Annotated in this window: 11 protein-coding genes and 1 riboswitch; of the genes, 3 read left to right on the top strand and 8 right to left on the bottom strand. The window is 64.7% G+C overall.

What is annotated here, in order from left to right:
• Positions 1-21 precede the first annotated feature (21 nt).
• Together H290_RS0115170 and H290_RS0115175 are read left to right on the top strand one after the other, a co-directional pair.
• Positions 22-2,205: a malate synthase G gene (locus H290_RS0115170; protein ID WP_020107668.1), complete on the top strand. Its 2,184-nt coding sequence runs from the start codon at positions 22-24 to the stop codon at positions 2,203-2,205.
• A 148-nt stretch (positions 2,206-2,353) separates the two neighbouring features.
• Positions 2,354-3,526: a substrate-binding domain-containing protein gene (locus tag H290_RS0115175; RefSeq protein WP_020107669.1), complete on the top strand. Its 1,173-nt coding sequence runs from the start codon at positions 2,354-2,356 to the stop codon at positions 3,524-3,526.
• Positions 3,527-3,539: 13 nt separating this feature from the next.
• Here H290_RS0115175 and gcvP read toward each other — a convergent pair whose 3' ends face one another.
• The 8 genes from gcvP to secA2 form a co-directional block, all read right to left on the bottom strand.
• A complete protein-coding gene (gene gcvP, locus H290_RS0115180; protein ID WP_020107670.1) occupies positions 3,540-6,356 on the bottom strand; it encodes an aminomethyl-transferring glycine dehydrogenase in 2,817 nt (938 codons plus the stop codon).
• Positions 6,357-6,549: 193 nt separating this feature from the next.
• Positions 6,550-6,644, bottom strand: a riboswitch (glycine riboswitch).
• Positions 6,645-6,672: 28 nt separating this feature from the next.
• The gene (locus H290_RS0115185) at positions 6,673-7,326 is read right to left on the bottom strand and encodes a MerR family transcriptional regulator (protein ID WP_020107671.1); all 654 of its coding nucleotides are present in this window, start codon (positions 7,324-7,326) and stop codon (positions 6,673-6,675) included.
• 284 nt (positions 7,327-7,610) lie between these two features.
• Complete coding sequence (locus H290_RS0115190; protein ID WP_028463226.1) at positions 7,611-8,129, bottom strand: bifunctional nuclease family protein; 519 nt, start codon at positions 8,127-8,129, stop codon at positions 7,611-7,613.
• 112 nt (positions 8,130-8,241) lie between these two features.
• Entirely contained in the window at positions 8,242-8,931 is a 690-nt protein-coding gene (locus H290_RS0115195) for a MerR family transcriptional regulator (RefSeq protein WP_028463227.1), read from the bottom strand.
• A gap of 35 nt (positions 8,932-8,966) precedes the next feature.
• Positions 8,967-9,425, bottom strand: coding sequence for a glycogen accumulation regulator GarA (gene garA, locus H290_RS0115200; protein WP_028463228.1), 459 nt, complete (start codon positions 9,423-9,425; stop codon positions 8,967-8,969).
• A 219-nt stretch (positions 9,426-9,644) separates the two neighbouring features.
• Complete coding sequence (gene gcvH, locus H290_RS0115205) at positions 9,645-10,049, bottom strand: glycine cleavage system protein GcvH (protein WP_020107675.1); 405 nt, start codon at positions 10,047-10,049, stop codon at positions 9,645-9,647.
• A gap of 49 nt (positions 10,050-10,098) precedes the next feature.
• Positions 10,099-10,698, bottom strand: a complete 600-nt coding sequence (locus H290_RS0115210; RefSeq protein WP_020107676.1) for a CDP-alcohol phosphatidyltransferase family protein — start codon at positions 10,696-10,698, stop codon at positions 10,099-10,101.
• 48 nt (positions 10,699-10,746) lie between these two features.
• Positions 10,747-13,203: an accessory Sec system translocase SecA2 gene (secA2, locus tag H290_RS0115215; protein WP_028463229.1), complete on the bottom strand. Its 2,457-nt coding sequence runs from the start codon at positions 13,201-13,203 to the stop codon at positions 10,747-10,749.
• Positions 13,204-13,425: 222 nt separating this feature from the next.
• Between secA2 and H290_RS0115220 the strand changes: the two genes are divergently transcribed.
• The gene (locus tag H290_RS0115220; protein ID WP_155976857.1) at positions 13,426-14,955 is read left to right on the top strand and encodes a hypothetical protein; all 1,530 of its coding nucleotides are present in this window, start codon (positions 13,426-13,428) and stop codon (positions 14,953-14,955) included.
• The last annotated feature ends 55 nt before the right edge of the window (positions 14,956-15,010 follow it).

Here is a 15,010-nt window from a genome sequence, read left to right on the forward strand (position 1 = left end):
CGAAAGAGAGTGAGGCCGGTTATGGCTCAGCGCGTCACCGTGGACGGCGGCTTGCAGGTTGCGTCGGTTCTGTACGACTTCATCAACAACGAGGCCCTGCCGGGCACCGGAGTAGACCAGGACGCGTTCTGGTCGGGTGCAGCGGCAGTGATCAACGATCTGAGCCCCCGAAATGCCGAACTCCTGGCGGTTCGTGACGACCTGCAGGCCAAGATCGACCAGTGGCACCGCGACAACAAGGCAGCCACGCCGGCCGACTTCGACTTCGCCGCCTACAAGGCCTTCCTGACCGAGATCGGTTACCTCGCCGAGGTTCCCGCCGATTTCCAGATCAGCACCACCGGCGTCGACACCGAGATCACCAGCACCGCCGGACCTCAGCTCGTGGTCCCGATCCTCAACGCCCGGTTTGCGCTCAACGCATCCAACGCGCGCTGGGGATCGCTGTATGACGCCCTCTACGGAACCGACGCCATCTCCGAGGCCGACGGCGCGGAAAAGGGCAAGTCCTACAACAAGGTCCGCGGCGACAAGGTCATCGCGTTCGCCAAGAACTTCCTCGACGACGCCACGCCCCTGGAAAGCGGCAAGCACGCCGATGCCACGTCGTACGTCGTCGACGAAGCCGCCGTGGTCGTCACCCTCGCCGACGGTTCGACCACCGGATTCGCCGACCCGGCCGCGTTCGCCGGTTACACCGGTGACGCCACAGCGCCCACCGGGATCCTGCTGCGCCACAACGGTCTGCACCTGGAAATCCAGATCGACGCCGACTCCCCGATCGGTGCAACAGATGCTGCCGGCGTCAAAGACGTCCTGGTCGAATCGGCGATCACCACCATCATGGACTTCGAGGACTCGGTGTCCGCGGTGGACGCCGAGGACAAGGTGACCGGCTACCGCAACTGGCTCGGCCTGAACAAGGGCGATCTGGCCGAAGAGGTCAGCAAGGGCGGCAAGACCTTCACCCGGGTCCTGAATCCGGACCGCGAATACACCGCACCCGACGGTTCCGGTCTTCTGCTGCACGGCCGTTCGCTGCTGTTCGTGCGCAACGTCGGGCACCTGATGACCAACGACGCCATCGTCACCGCCGAGGGCGACGCGGTTCCCGAAGGCATCCTCGATGCCCTGTTCACCTCGCTCATCGGCAAGCACGGCCTCGAGGTCCACGGTCTGCAGAACTCGCGCAGCGGCTCGATCTACATCGTCAAGCCCAAGATGCACGGTCCCGATGAGGTCGCGTTCACCGTGGAGTTGTTCGGCCGCGTCGAGGAAGTCCTGGGCCTGCCGACGAACACACTGAAGGTCGGCATCATGGACGAGGAACGCCGCACCACGGTGAACCTCAAGGCCTGCATCAAGGCCGCCGAGGACCGCGTGGTGTTCATCAACACCGGCTTCCTCGACCGCACCGGCGACGAGATCCACACCTCCATGGAGGCCGGCGCCGTGGTGCGCAAGGCCGAGATGAAGTCGCAGACCTGGATCAAGGCCTACGAGGACTTCAACGTCGACACCGGCCTGCACGCGGGTCTGCAGCACAAGGCGCAGATCGGTAAAGGCATGTGGGCCATGCCCGACCTGATGGCCGACATGCTCGAGACGAAGATCGGACACCCCAAGGCCGGCGCCAACACCGCCTGGGTGCCGTCCCCGACCGCCGCGACCCTGCACGCCCTGCACTACCACCAGGTCGACGTGTTCAAGCGGCAGAACGAACTGGCCAAGCGGGAACCGGCCTCGGTCGACGACATCTTGACCATCCCGCTCGCACCGAACACCAACTGGTCCGACGAAGAGAAGCTCGAAGAGCTCGACAACAACTGCCAGTCGATCCTGGGCTACGTCGTCCGCTGGATCGACGCCGGCGTCGGTTGTTCGAAGGTGCCCGACATCCACGACGTCGCACTCATGGAAGACCGCGCCACCCTGCGGATCTCGAGTCAGCTGCTGGCCAACTGGCTGCACCACGGCATCGTCACCGAGTCCGATGTCGTGGCCGCACTCGAGCGGATGGCACCGGTGGTCGATCAGCAGAACGCCGGCGACCCGACCTACCGGCCGATGGCTCCCGACTTCGCCTCCAACATCGCGTTCGGTGCAGCCAAGGAACTCATCATCGAAGGCGGCAAGCAGCCGAACGGATACACCGAGCCGATCCTGCATCGTCGTCGCCGCGAGTACAAGGCCGCCAACGCCTGACGGCTGCGCGGTGTGACCTCCCGAACGCACATACAGCGCACCGCATAGACTGCCCCACGACAGCTCACGCCCTTCCGGACCGGTGGACGACCACCGGTCCGGAAGGCGCAGGTCCGGGTTGTCACGTCTTTCGTGGATCGGGGGGTTTGTGGGCGAGCATCGCAGAGCCGGTGGCAGCAGGGGTATCAGCCGCGGCCTTCTGGTCCTGGTTGCCGTCGTCGTGGTGCTTGTGGCCGTGGGCTTTCTCTGGTCGATGCTCGGTGATCGGGTCACCAAGCAGGGTCAGGATGCCGCAAAGCGCTGCGTGGAAGGCGATCTCACGGTCGCGGTCATCAGCGATCCGGCGCTGGCCGAACCCCTGAAGTCCCTCGCCACCGAATACAACGCCACCAAACCGATCAGCCGCGACTGGTGCATCACCATCGATGTGCGCCCGGCCGATGCGAAAGTGACTCTCGAAGGTCTGACCGGAACGTGGGATCCGGCGTCGCGCGGACAGTATCCGGCAGCCTGGATCCCGCAGTCGTCGGTCTGGAGTTCACAGCTGACGGTCGCCAAACCCGAGATCGTCGACGGCACGCCGTCGTCGCTGGTCACCTCGCCCGTGGTCCTGGCAATTCCGGCGGCGGCGAAGGAAGCCATGGACGGCAACGTCGGCTGGATCGAACTACCCACCCTGCAGCGGTCCGAGCCCGCGATGAGACAGCTGGGGTTGCCGGGGTGGGGATCGCTGAAGATGGCAATGCCGACGGGTCCGCAATCCGATGCGACAGCACTCGCCGCCCAGGCCATCGCGATGGAGGTCTCCCGGACCCCGAGCGGTGCCTTGTCCGTCGAGGACGCGACCTCACCTCTGGTGACATCGACCCTGCAGGCGATGCAGTCCCAGGCGCCACCGACCGACCTCGGGTCGTCGGAGAGCGGCGTGGAGATGATCGCGGCGCAGCCGAACCCGGCGGCCGGCTCCATCCACGCGGTGCCGATCACCGAGCAACAGCTCTACAAACTCACCAAGGACGGGGCCAACGCGGGCGTGGTGTCGCTGCTGCCGACCGGCCCGACACCGATGGCCGACTTCCCGGTGATCGCGTTGACCGGCGAGCAGGTCGATGTCGCTTCGCGCGACGCCGTCAATACGTTCATCAGCTACGTCCACGCGCCCGAAAACATCACGGCGATCACCCAGTTGGGCTTCCGTGGTGGCGGCGCGCTACCGCCGCCGACCACCGCCGTGGACTTCCCGGTGACGCCGTCCCCGATGCCCCCGCCACCGGCAGAGGCTCAGAACGCCATCACCGAGACGCTCACGCGTCGCACCTGACGTCCCGTCCGGATCAGGCGAAGGCCTCGATCGGCGGGCAGCTGCACACCAGGTTCCGGTCTCCGAACGCACCGTCGATCCGGCGCACACTCGGCCAGACCTTCGCCCGGCCACCGGCCGACGGCAGCCCGTTCGGGTAGACGGCGACCATGCGGTCGTATCCGTGGTCCCACTCCCCGACCAGACATTCGGCGGTGTGGGGTGCCCCGCGCAACGGGTTGTCGTCGACTGACCAGTCGCCGGATTCAACCTTGCTGATCTCGGCGCGGATCGAGATCATCGCGTCGCAGAACGCATCGATCTCGTCGAGATTTTCGCTCTCGGTGGGCTCGATCATCAGGGTTCCGGCCACCGGGAAGCTCATCGTCGGCGCGTGGAAACCGTAGTCTGCCAACCGCTTTGCGACGTCGTCGACGGTGACACCGCTACTCTTGGTCAGCGGGCGCAGATCGATGATGCATTCGTGGGCCACGCGGTCACCCTCGCCGGTGTAGAGCACCGGGAAGTGCTCGCGGAGCCGGGCGGCGATGTAGTTCGCCGAAGCGATCGCGGTCAGGGTGGCCTGGCGCAGTCCCTCGGCGCCCATCATCCGGATGTAGGCGTAGGTGATCGGCAGAATCGATGCGGACCCGTATGGGGCCGCGGAGATCGTCAGCTCACCGGGCAACTCGTCGGCCAGTGGATGTCCGGGCAGGAACGGCGCCAGGTGCTCGCGCACACCGATCGGTCCGACACCCGGTCCGCCGCCGCCGTGCGGGATGCAGAAGGTCTTGTGCAGGTTGAGGTGACTGACGTCGCCGCCGAACCGGCCCGGCCGGGCCACTCCGACAAGCGCATTGAGGTTCGCTCCGTCGACGTAGACCTGACCTCCGGCGTCGTGGACCGCGGCGCAGATGTCGCCGATCTCGTGTTCGAAGACTCCGTGGGTGGACGGGTAGGTGATCATGATCGCCGACAGTTCCGCGGCGTTCGCCGCGATCTTGGCGCGCAGGTCATCCACATCGACGTCGCCGTTCTCACGGCAGGCCACGACGACGACCCGCATCCCGGCCATGACGGCCGACGCCGCGTTGGTGCCGTGGGCGCTCGACGGGATCAGGCAGACGGTGCGGTTGTCGTCGCCGCGGCTGCGGTGGTATTCGCGGATCGCGAGCAACCCGGCGTACTCACCCTGTGAGCCGGCGTTCGGCTGCAGGCTCACCCGGTCGTACCCGGTGATCGCGACCAGCCACTCTTCGAGCGTCGCGATGATCTTGCGCATCCCGGTTACCTGATCAGCAGGCGCAAACGGGTGCAGCCGGGCGATCGTCGGCCAGGTGATGGCCTCCATCTCGGCGGCGGCGTTGAGCTTCATCGTGCAGGAACCCAGCGGGATCATGCTGCGGTCCAACGCGATGTCCTTGTCGGCGAGTGTCCGCAAGTAGCGCATCATCGCCGTCTCTGTCCGGTAGCGGTTGAACGCCGGATGCGTGAGGAAGTCGGAGGTCCGGTTGATGACGCCGGCAGGGACGGTTTCGGTGGCCGTCGCCCCGAACGCCTCGAGCACCAGTGCCACATGCGCATCCGTTGTCGCCTCGTCGCAGGCAATCGACACGTGATCGGTGTCGACCAGTCGAAGGTTGACACCGCGTGTTCGGGCGGCCGCGACCACGGATTCAGCCTGTCCGGGGACATGGGCCAGCACGGTGTCGAAGTACTTGGCGTGGACGACTTTGTCCCCGAGTGCGGATGCGATGGTCTCGGCGTGTCCGTGGACGCGCCGGGCGATCGCACGCAGTCCGTCGCCGCCGTGGTAGCTGGCGTACATCGCCGCCAGGATGGCCAGCAGGACCTGCGCCGTGCAGATGTTGCTGGTCGCCTTCTCGCGTCGGATGTGCTGTTCGCGGGTCTGCAGCGACAATCGGTATGCGAGGTTGCCGTCGGCGTCCTTGGAGACGCCCACGAGTCGTCCGGGAAGCTGACGGGCGTGCTTGGAATGGACCGCGAGGTATCCCGCGTGCGGTCCGCCGAATCCCATCGGGACGCCGAAGCGTTGTGTGGTGCCGAAGCAGACGTCCGCGCCGAGTTCACCGGGAGGCGTGATCAGCGTCATGGCCAGCAGATCGGCACCAACTGCCACCAGGGCGCCACGTTCGTGGGCTGCCTCGATGAGTGCAGCGCTGTCGATGACCCGACCGGTGGCGGTGGGTGTCTGGGCCAGGACGCCGAAGAACTCGCCGTCCGGCAGTCCAGCCGTCAGATCAGCGGTCACGATCTCGATTCCGAGCGGCCGCGCGCGGGTGGCGATCACGGCGGCGGTCTGCGGGAAGAGGTCCGCATCGACGAGGAATCGCGGTGACTTGCTCTTGCCGGCGCGGCGCAGGAGTGTCATGGCCTCGGCAGCGGCGGTGGACTCATCGAGCATGGACGCGTTGGCCACCTCCATACCGGTCAGGTCGGAGACCATGGTCTGGAAGTTCAGCAGCGCCTCGAGGCGGCCCTGGCTGATCTCCGGCTGGTACGGGGTGTACGCCGTGTACCAGGCCGGGTTTTCGATGATGTTGCGGATGAGGACGGGCGGGGTCAGCGTGTCGTAGTAGCCGAGACCGATCATTGATGTGGCGACGGTGTTCTCACCGGCGAGCGCAGCGAGTTCCGCGAGGACCTCGTGTTCGGAGATCGCCGGCGGCAGGATGTCGAGACCGTTGTCTTCCGGGGTGTCGAGAATCCCGGAGGGCACGACCTGCCGAGCGAGGTCATCGAGCGAGGAGGCGCCGACAAGTGCCAGGATGCGGTCGAGTTCACCTGCGTCAGGGCCGATATGGCGGTCGGTGAAGGGTGTGCCGGTCATGGATAGGACCTCCGCGGGGTCCGCCACGAAGGCCGACCACTTGTAGTGCCGACCTGTCGGCCGGACGCCGGTCCTCCCCCTCTGTCCTATCCCGCAAGGTCTGTGCCCGCGGAACGCCTGAGAGATTCAGCCGCGCGTGGCGCGGCCTTTCACCATGGGCGGACGGCTCGTGCCGTCACTCTCCAGAGACGCCGACGTCGACACGGTCCTTGATGCCTGAGAGTTTGACGGAGAGGTATTGCTCCTTCGGCGGTCATCTCGAAGATGACTCTCTCCCGTGTCGCTGCGACGCAGTCCCAGTGTACGGCTTCAGGTACTAGCCGGTGCGACGGGCGCGGCTCTTGCGACGCGACGCCAATTCGTCTTCGGGTGCGGCTTCCGTCACGCCACCATCGGCACGTTCGGCCGGGAAGTCGGCGATGGTTCCGGTGAGTTCACGCATTGCCCCGCTGACAGCGATACCGAACACGCCCTGACCGCCTTGGAGTAGGTCGACAACCTCTTCGGCCGAGGTGCACTCGTAGACCGTGGTGCCGTCCGAGAACAGGGTGATGCGGGCCAGATCTTCGACGCCACGCTTGCGCAGATGGTCGACCGCGACCCGGATGTTCTGCAGAGAGATGCCGGTGTCGAGGAGACGCTTGACGATCTTAAGGACCAGGATGTCCTTGAAGGAATAGAGCCGCTGGCTGCCGGATCCGGCAGCGCCGCGAATCGACGGCACGACCAGCGAGGTACGGGCCCAGTAGTCGAGCTGCCGGTAGGTGATCCCGGCGATTTGGCATGCGCTGGGGACGCGATAGCCGACGAGTTCGTCCGGAACGGTGTCGTTCGGGAACAGGCCGGGCGCGATGTCCTCCAGTGAGCCCTGACCGAGCCTGTTCGGGCCGCTGATCGGGGTGTGTGCCTCGGGGGTCGCGTCGTGCGCCCCGCTGTCGCCGTTCTCACCGTCGTGTGGCTGATCGCCCACTGGGTTCTCCTCGCGTGCTGGTCGGTGACCTGCCAGTGCGGATCTTGGCTCCGACGGGCCAAGTTTACGCGCACTGACTGATCAAAATCACATCTCCGCAACTTTCGCGGTCATGTGAAGACCGTATGGCCGCAGCGGGTTCGGATCAACGCGACTCGCCCTAACCCTGAACCTAAAGTTGAGCTTTAGGCGATTCGTGACCCAGCAGTTTCCGTTCCGTGACCAGACTCGCCAGGGTGAAATGCCGACTCCCGGAACGGATTCGTGCGTTACCGAGATGTTGGCTACGCCCCACCGGATGCTTTGAAGTCGTCCGGCGACACCGAGTCGAGGAACTCCTTGAACTTCTCGACCTCGTCTTCCTTGACCTCGGCCGCCGGCTCGGCGTCTTCCGCTTCTTCCGGTTCGTCCGAGGGCATCAGCAGGCCGGCTTCGGCCAGTACGGATTCTTCGGCAAAAATAGGGACCTCGGCACGCATGGCGATCGCCACCGAGTCCGACGGCCGCGCCGAGATCCGCAGATCCCCGGCGAACACCAGGTCGGCGTAGAACGTGCCCTCCTGCATGTCCACGATCCGAACCTCGAGAAGTTCGTGGCCCAGCGCACTGATCAGGTTCACGATCAGGTCGTGGGTCAGAGGACGGGGAGGTTCAACACCCTTTTGCCGCAAGGCGATTGACGCCGCTTCGCTCTGACCGATCCAGATCGGCAGGAATCGTTCACCGGTGGTTTCCTGCAGGAGCAGTACCGGTTGACTCTGTGGAGGTTCCACACGGATACCTACTACGCGCATCTCACTCATGCGGCCGGCCCTCCCAAGCTTGTGTGGGGCAAATGCTTCACCGCTCTAATCCTATGGCAAGGATGCCCGCGGGACGACCGAGAAACCCCGGACTGGTCCGGAGAAAGGGACTTCAGTCGAGAACTTCGCGCACCGCTTGCTTCACGAGCTGGGTGTGCAGGGTGACCGACAGTGCGGCGATCTCACGCACCATCTCTTCGGCGCGATCGCGCGCGCCGGTCCCCTTGCCCTTGGCGATGGGGTTGGCAATCTGCGCGACGAGACCCGCCTCACGATCGGCCGACACCTTGAAGGCGCGAAGGTGGCGCGCCTGAACACCGAAGTTGGCGAGTGCGGATGCAGCCGTCACCAGCCTTACGGCGTCTTCGTCGAAGAATCCGCGCGGCCCGGGAACCAGGAGCCCGTTGTCGACGAGTTCGGTCACGAAAGCCGAATCGACCCCGGTCCGTTCGAGCAGGGAATCGCGGCTCAGACGACCGCCACCGTCCTGTGAGAAATCGGTGGCCGGAGCCACCCAGTTCTTCGCCGACGACAACAACCGGGTACCCGCCGATGCTTCTGGACGGGTACCGCGGTCGATCTCGTCGAGCTGTTCCTTGATGACTTTGAGCGGCAGGTAACGATCGCGCTGAGCGGTCAGGACAAACCGGAGCCGTTCACAATCAGCTCTGCTGAACCGGCGATAGCCGGACGGCGACCGCTCAGGGGTGACCAGACCCTCGGATTCGAGGAATCGGATCTTCGAAATCGTCACGTCGGGGAATTCACCGCGCAGCTGATCCAGGACCGAGCCGATCGACATCGATCCTTCAGAATGCTGCCCCGCCGCCGGTGAGGTCACGCGTCCGCGGAACCTTCGTCACCACTGGGGCCGGTCAGGAACACCAACCGGAACTTGCCGATCTGAACTTCGTCGCCATTGGCCAGCACGGCGGAATCCACCGGCTCACGGTTGACGTACGTGCCGTTCAGGCTGCCGACATCAACAACCTGGAACTCGTTGGCGCCCAACCGGAACTCGGCATGCCGACGGCTCACGGTGACGTCGTCCAGGAAGATGTCACTGTCAGGATGCCGACCTGCCGATGTGGTTGCCTGATCGAGCAGAAAACGAGAGCCGGCGTTGGGGCCGCGCTTGACCACGAGCAACGCGGTGCCCGCCGACAGCCGCTCCACACCGCTGTCCGCGGACGTGCTTGCAGAACCACCGGTCGATTCCATCTCTTTGATGAAATCGGCCCGGAAGACCGACGTGGTCTCTACCGGAGCTTCGATGTCCTTCTCGTTGTCGCTCACCAATTCTCCTTCTTCGTAATTGTCCCCGCGGCCCGGATTCGAGCCATGTATTTCCACGGTGATTGCGGCGGCGTTCGGCGGTCAAACTACTCACACGCCGAATCCGGCCTCATCGAGTGGATTGGGGCATTACCCGTGACTTAGACCGTACCCTGCCACAGGCCAACGATGCATAAACCCGCTGCATACGGTGTGCCCGGGTCAAGAGTCGCCGACTGCCTATCCGGACGTGATCGCGCCGTAGCCACCGGCATCGAGCATTTCGCCCACCAGTTCGTCGAGGTCGTCGTCGGCACCGACTGTGATCTCGACCAGCCAGCCGGCCGCGTAGGGCGCCGAATTGACGAGGTCGGGACTCGCTTCCAGTTCCTCGTTGACCGCCGAGATCACACCGCTCAGGGGCCCGAAGATGTCGGACACGCTCTTCGTCGATTCGACCTCGGCAAACGATTCGCCGACCTCGACGACATCATCGACCGCCGGCAGCTGGACGAACACGACGTCGCCCAACTGGTCCTGCGCGTAGTCGGTGATCCCGATCCGAACGGTCCGGTCGGACACCTTCTGCACCCACTCGTGCTCGGTGGTGTAGCGCAGATCGTCAGGAGCCTGCTTCTGGGTCACGTGTGCTGCCTTTCGCCTCTACGCATGAAACATCGTTTGTTGTGAGAATCTAGCGCACCGCGGGCAGTGCGCGAACAACCAGCACAGCTTGCACCCAGTACAGAACGAACGACCACACGTACATTCCGGTACCCCAGATCAGAAATGCCCAGCCGCAGGGGTAGATGATGTCGCCGATGATCGAATCCAATTGCCCGGCAAGGATCATCGGAAATCCGTACATCAATGCGAACGTGGCCGCCTTGCCGATGTAGATCGTCGGGAGTGCGGTGATCCCCCGGCTCCGCAGCAGGGGCGCCGACGCCAGCAACAACAGATCTCGCCCCACCAGGATCCCGAGCAACCACCACGGGATCATTCCGCGGATCGCGAGCCCGAGCGGAACCGCGAGCATGTACAGGCGATCGGCGGCCGGATCGAGCAATGCCCCCAGCCTCGACGACTGGTTCATCAGCCGGGCGATCTTGCCGTCCGCCCAATCGGACAGACCCGCGAAGAACAGGATCGCGAACGCCCAGCCGTCGGCCTCTTCGACCAGCAGTACCCACAAGAAAACCGGTATGAGTACCAGCCGCAACCCGCTGAGCAGGTTGGGAACAGTGAATACCCGATCCGACTCTACGACCGGATCCGGATCGGTCTCCTCCATGCCGACAAGCCTGTCATACCTGCCGCGCGGGGTTCGCCGCCCCGTGCGTTACCGGAAAATTCCGACGATGCCCTGCAGCGCCTTGGCGCCACCGGACGAGAACGGGCTGTCGTGGACCATGTACGTCCAGGTGGTGGTCGAACGACGCAGGTCGGCCTGGTCCAGGTCGACGCCGTCTACGGTGATGACGGCTTCGCGGAACGTCTTGCGCGCGTTGTCGACTGCGTCGCCCGGCAATCTGCTGAACTCGGCGAGGATCAGCTTGTGGAACTCGTCGAGCGGAGATTCACGGCCGATGGATCGCAGGTGGATGCTGGCGCGTACGTCGGAGACGTATGCCAGATGATCAGCCCACGCCCGGTCGAGATGGAACAGCATGATCTCGCGGGCAGCCTGCTCGAGCACCTCGTGCGGGATGGGCTCGGCGGGCGGCACCGGCGTCGTGGCGACGGCGTCGGTGGTCTCCGTGGACTCCGTATCCGAATTCGTGGCTTCCTCGGTCTTTTCGGCCGTCTCGGCCTTCTCTTCGGTCTCGTCCTTGTCGGCCTCGACGGCCTCGCCGGTCAGTTCGCGGTAGCGGTCGGGCTCGGTTTCTTTGAACTCCTCCAGCGCGGCGTCAGTGGTCAGGAGGCTCGTGCGGCGTCTGATGATGATCTCGCGCTGCTGGTTCACCAGCTCGTTGTACCGCCAGGTGTTTGCGTGCAGTTCGAGCATCACGCCCTCGGCGATCCGCTGGGCCTGCTCGATGATGTCGACACCCTTCGACCCCAGGGATCCGTCCTCGGAGGAACTGACCGGATCACGCTTGAGCGTGAGGTTCCGGGTGACGACGGGATCTTCGACGCTCGAGAAGAACACGGACCGACCGGGGTCGCCCTGGCGTCCCGCGCGGCCACGGAGCTGGTTGTCGAGGCGCTCGGTGTCGTGACGACCGGTCCCGACCACACACAGGCCCCCGAGTTCGACGACCTCGTCGCGCTCGGGGCTCGATTCGCCGGCATCCTTCTGACCCGCCGACCCACCCAACTTGATGTCGGTGCCGCGGCCGGCCATCTGCGTCGACACCGTCACCGCGTCCTTGGCACCCGCCTCGGCGATGATCTTGGCCTCTTCGGCATCGTTCTTCGCGTTGAGGACCACGGACTCCACACCGGCGCGGCCGAGCAGGTGGGCGAGTTCTTCTGATTCGGCGACATCGTGTGTGCCGATGAGGACCGGCTGTCCGGTCTCGTGGATCTCCTTGACGAACTCGACGACGGCCTCGGCCTTGTTCGCCTTGTTGTCGAATACCCGGTCGGTCTCGTCGACGCGGATGTTCTTGGTGTTCGGCGGGATCTGCGACACCGCGAGCTGATAGAACTGCCTCAGTTGCTCGCCGGCCGCGACCGCGGTACCGGTCATCCCACAAACCTTCGGGTATCGGCCGATCAGCGCCTGCACCGTGATCGTGTCGATGACCTCGCCCGAATCTGTCTGCGCGAGGCCCTCTTTCAACTCGACTGCGGCCTGGAGTCCATCGGGCCAGCGCTGGAGCTGCGCCACGCGACCACGGGAGGCGTTGATCAGGTGGACACCGCCGTCGCGGACGATGTAGTGCACATCGCGCTCGACGAGGATGTGGGCGTGCATTGCGACATTGACATGCACGAGCGTGGTGCCCACATGCTCTTCGTCGTACAGGTTGATCCCGCCGAGCTCACCCTCGATGAAAGCGGCACCTTCGTCGGTCAGGTAGACGTTGCGGCCCTCGGGGTCGATGTCGTAGTGGTTCTTCTTGAGCTTGCCGACGGCGTCGTGGATCGGCTTGTCCGGCACTTCACCGATCGCCGAACCGGCCAGGATCAATGGCACCAGCGCCTCGTCGACGAGCACCGAGTCGGCCTCGTCGATGATCGCGACATCCGGCTTCGGAGACACGAGATCTTCGGGCCGGGTGACGAGTTGGTCGCGCAGCACGTCGAACCCGATCTCGTTGACCGATCCGTAGACGATGTCGGCGTCGTAGGCGACTTTGCGCTCATCGCGAGTCGACTTCTCGGACACCGAATCCGAGGTGATGTCGAAGAGGTCGAACAGTGGCTTCATCCACGCGGCGTCACGGGTGGCGAGGTAGTCGTTCACCGAGATGACGTGGATCCGATGGCCCTGCAACACGAACCCGACCGCTGCGATGGCACCGGCCAGGGTCTTGCCCTCACCGGTGGCCATCTCGATGACGTCACCCTCGAGCAGACGTAGCGCGCCTTGCAGCTGGACGTCGAAGGGACGCATGTCGAGTGTCCGCTCACCGGCCTCACGAACCAGTGCCAGGAAACGTGCCCGGTCTTCGCCTTCGGGATCGGTGATATCGAGTTTTTCCGCAGCCGCGGCGAATTCCTTGTCATCGAGGCCCGTGGCCCACTTGTCGTGGGAGTCGGCCTTCTTGATGAGCGTCAGGGACTTCGACTGATTGCGCGAGGATTGTGCTCCCAGCAGCCGCCACATGTTGTTCGTGAGCTTTCCCACCGAGCCGTACTCCTTAGTCCACATGACGTGTTGCTATGACAAAACTGCCGTCCTCCACCGTACGCGGAAGACGTTTCGCAATAACCGTACGCGGCGAGGTTGGACGCTGGCCCGGGCTCCTTCCACTACCGTGCTGGTCACAGTGCCAATAGGATGCGACAGACAACAGAATTCGAGCCGGAGGTCTCCATGGGCACAACTCGCGGCCCAGTGAGGTCCCCGGTGTTTCGACAGGCAGCTCGAGCGACGCTCGCTGGTGCAATGCTGGGCTGCGGTGTGGGCCTCGGCGCCTACAACCATTGGGTGGTCGCCTTGGTGGTCGGCGTTCCGCTGGCCGTGGCCGCGATTGTTGTGGCGCCCCGCCCACGCCGCATCGACGGGCTGGTGACCGGTGGTCATTCCGCCGTCAACATCCCCGTGTCGGTCGAGGCGGTGACCCGATCGAGTCTGGACGCCTCCAATGTCCAGCCGACGCTGGTCACCGCGACCATCTCTCCGCCCAACGACACCGAGTACCGGGCCCGGTGGTTGTCGGCGATGCCGAAAGGCATGGTCGCCAATCTCCTGCACGACGCCGACAACCGCCTACCGTCGAGCTTCATCCCGGAGCGACCGAATGTGGCGTTGACGGACGAGAGCGACCCGGCGCCCACGCCGGACATCGAGTTCGGCGATCACCCGGCCAAATCAACCGTTCTCCTCCCGGTGCTCACCATCGGTGTCGCCGCGGCCTTGTTCTTCGGTGTGGGCACCGGCTGGCACGTCTCGGTCTCGTTGCCCGACACCGGGATCTCGTCCATCGGTTCCGGCGACGAGTCGGTTCGCCCGCCACAGGAACGGGTCGATGCCATGCTGGCCGAGGTCGGGAAACTGGGACCCGGCGCGTCGAACAACATCTTCACCTTGAGTCTCGGCACCGATGGCAACGACCGGATCCAGATCTATGATCCGGCCACCGGAGAGTCGATCAGCATGAACTACTCATCGAGCAGCGACAGCTGGTACGGACCGAGCCGATCCAGTACCCCGTGGCGGACGCCGCGTACCTTCCGGGCCGACGAGCTGTCCAAGATGCAATTCACCACCATCGTCGACCGGATGGGCGCGGCGCTACCCGAGAAATCCCGCGATTTCCAGTCGATGGAGATCGCCCGCAGCGGGGACGATCTACCCGTCTTGGCGACCGCGACGTTCGGTGAGAGCTACCCCGACGAACTCGAGATCCAGGCTGATACCGACGGGAACATCGCGGTCTGGTTCGACCCCGCCGACTTCGGGGCCGCGATGACGCTCGCACAGGAGACGATGACCAAAGCCGGTCTGCCCACCGACCTTCCGATCATCGACCGGTTCGAGATCCGCGGAACGGTCTCGGGAACACCGATCATGCGGGCCGGGGAGATCCAGAACTCCGGTGGCGTGCTGATCGACTTCACCGCCCCGGACCGCACCGGATCGTTGAGCATCGTCCCCGGCTTCTTCCCGACAATGCGATCCTCGGACAACACTTCCGGCGGGACGAGGGAAGGATCGGTGGCTTTCGACGACCTGTCCGCGGACACCTTCGACGCGGTCCGCGACGACTACATGCGCCGCTATCAGGTCGACGCATTCGACCGCGCCGCCGTCGATATCCAGACCTCGTATCAGTACGTGCTGCAGGATTATCAGACCACGATGATGGTGCAGGTCGGTCCCGACGATCCCATCGCGTACTACACCCTCGACGGGCAGTTCCTCGGCGAAGATTGAGAGTTCCTCAGCGACGATTGAGAGTTCCTCAGCGACGGTTGAGTTCCCAAGGGTG

It is taken from the genome of Nocardia sp. 348MFTsu5.1 (assembly GCF_000383535.1).
GTDB lineage: Bacteria > Actinomycetota > Actinomycetes > Mycobacteriales > Mycobacteriaceae > Williamsia > Williamsia faeni.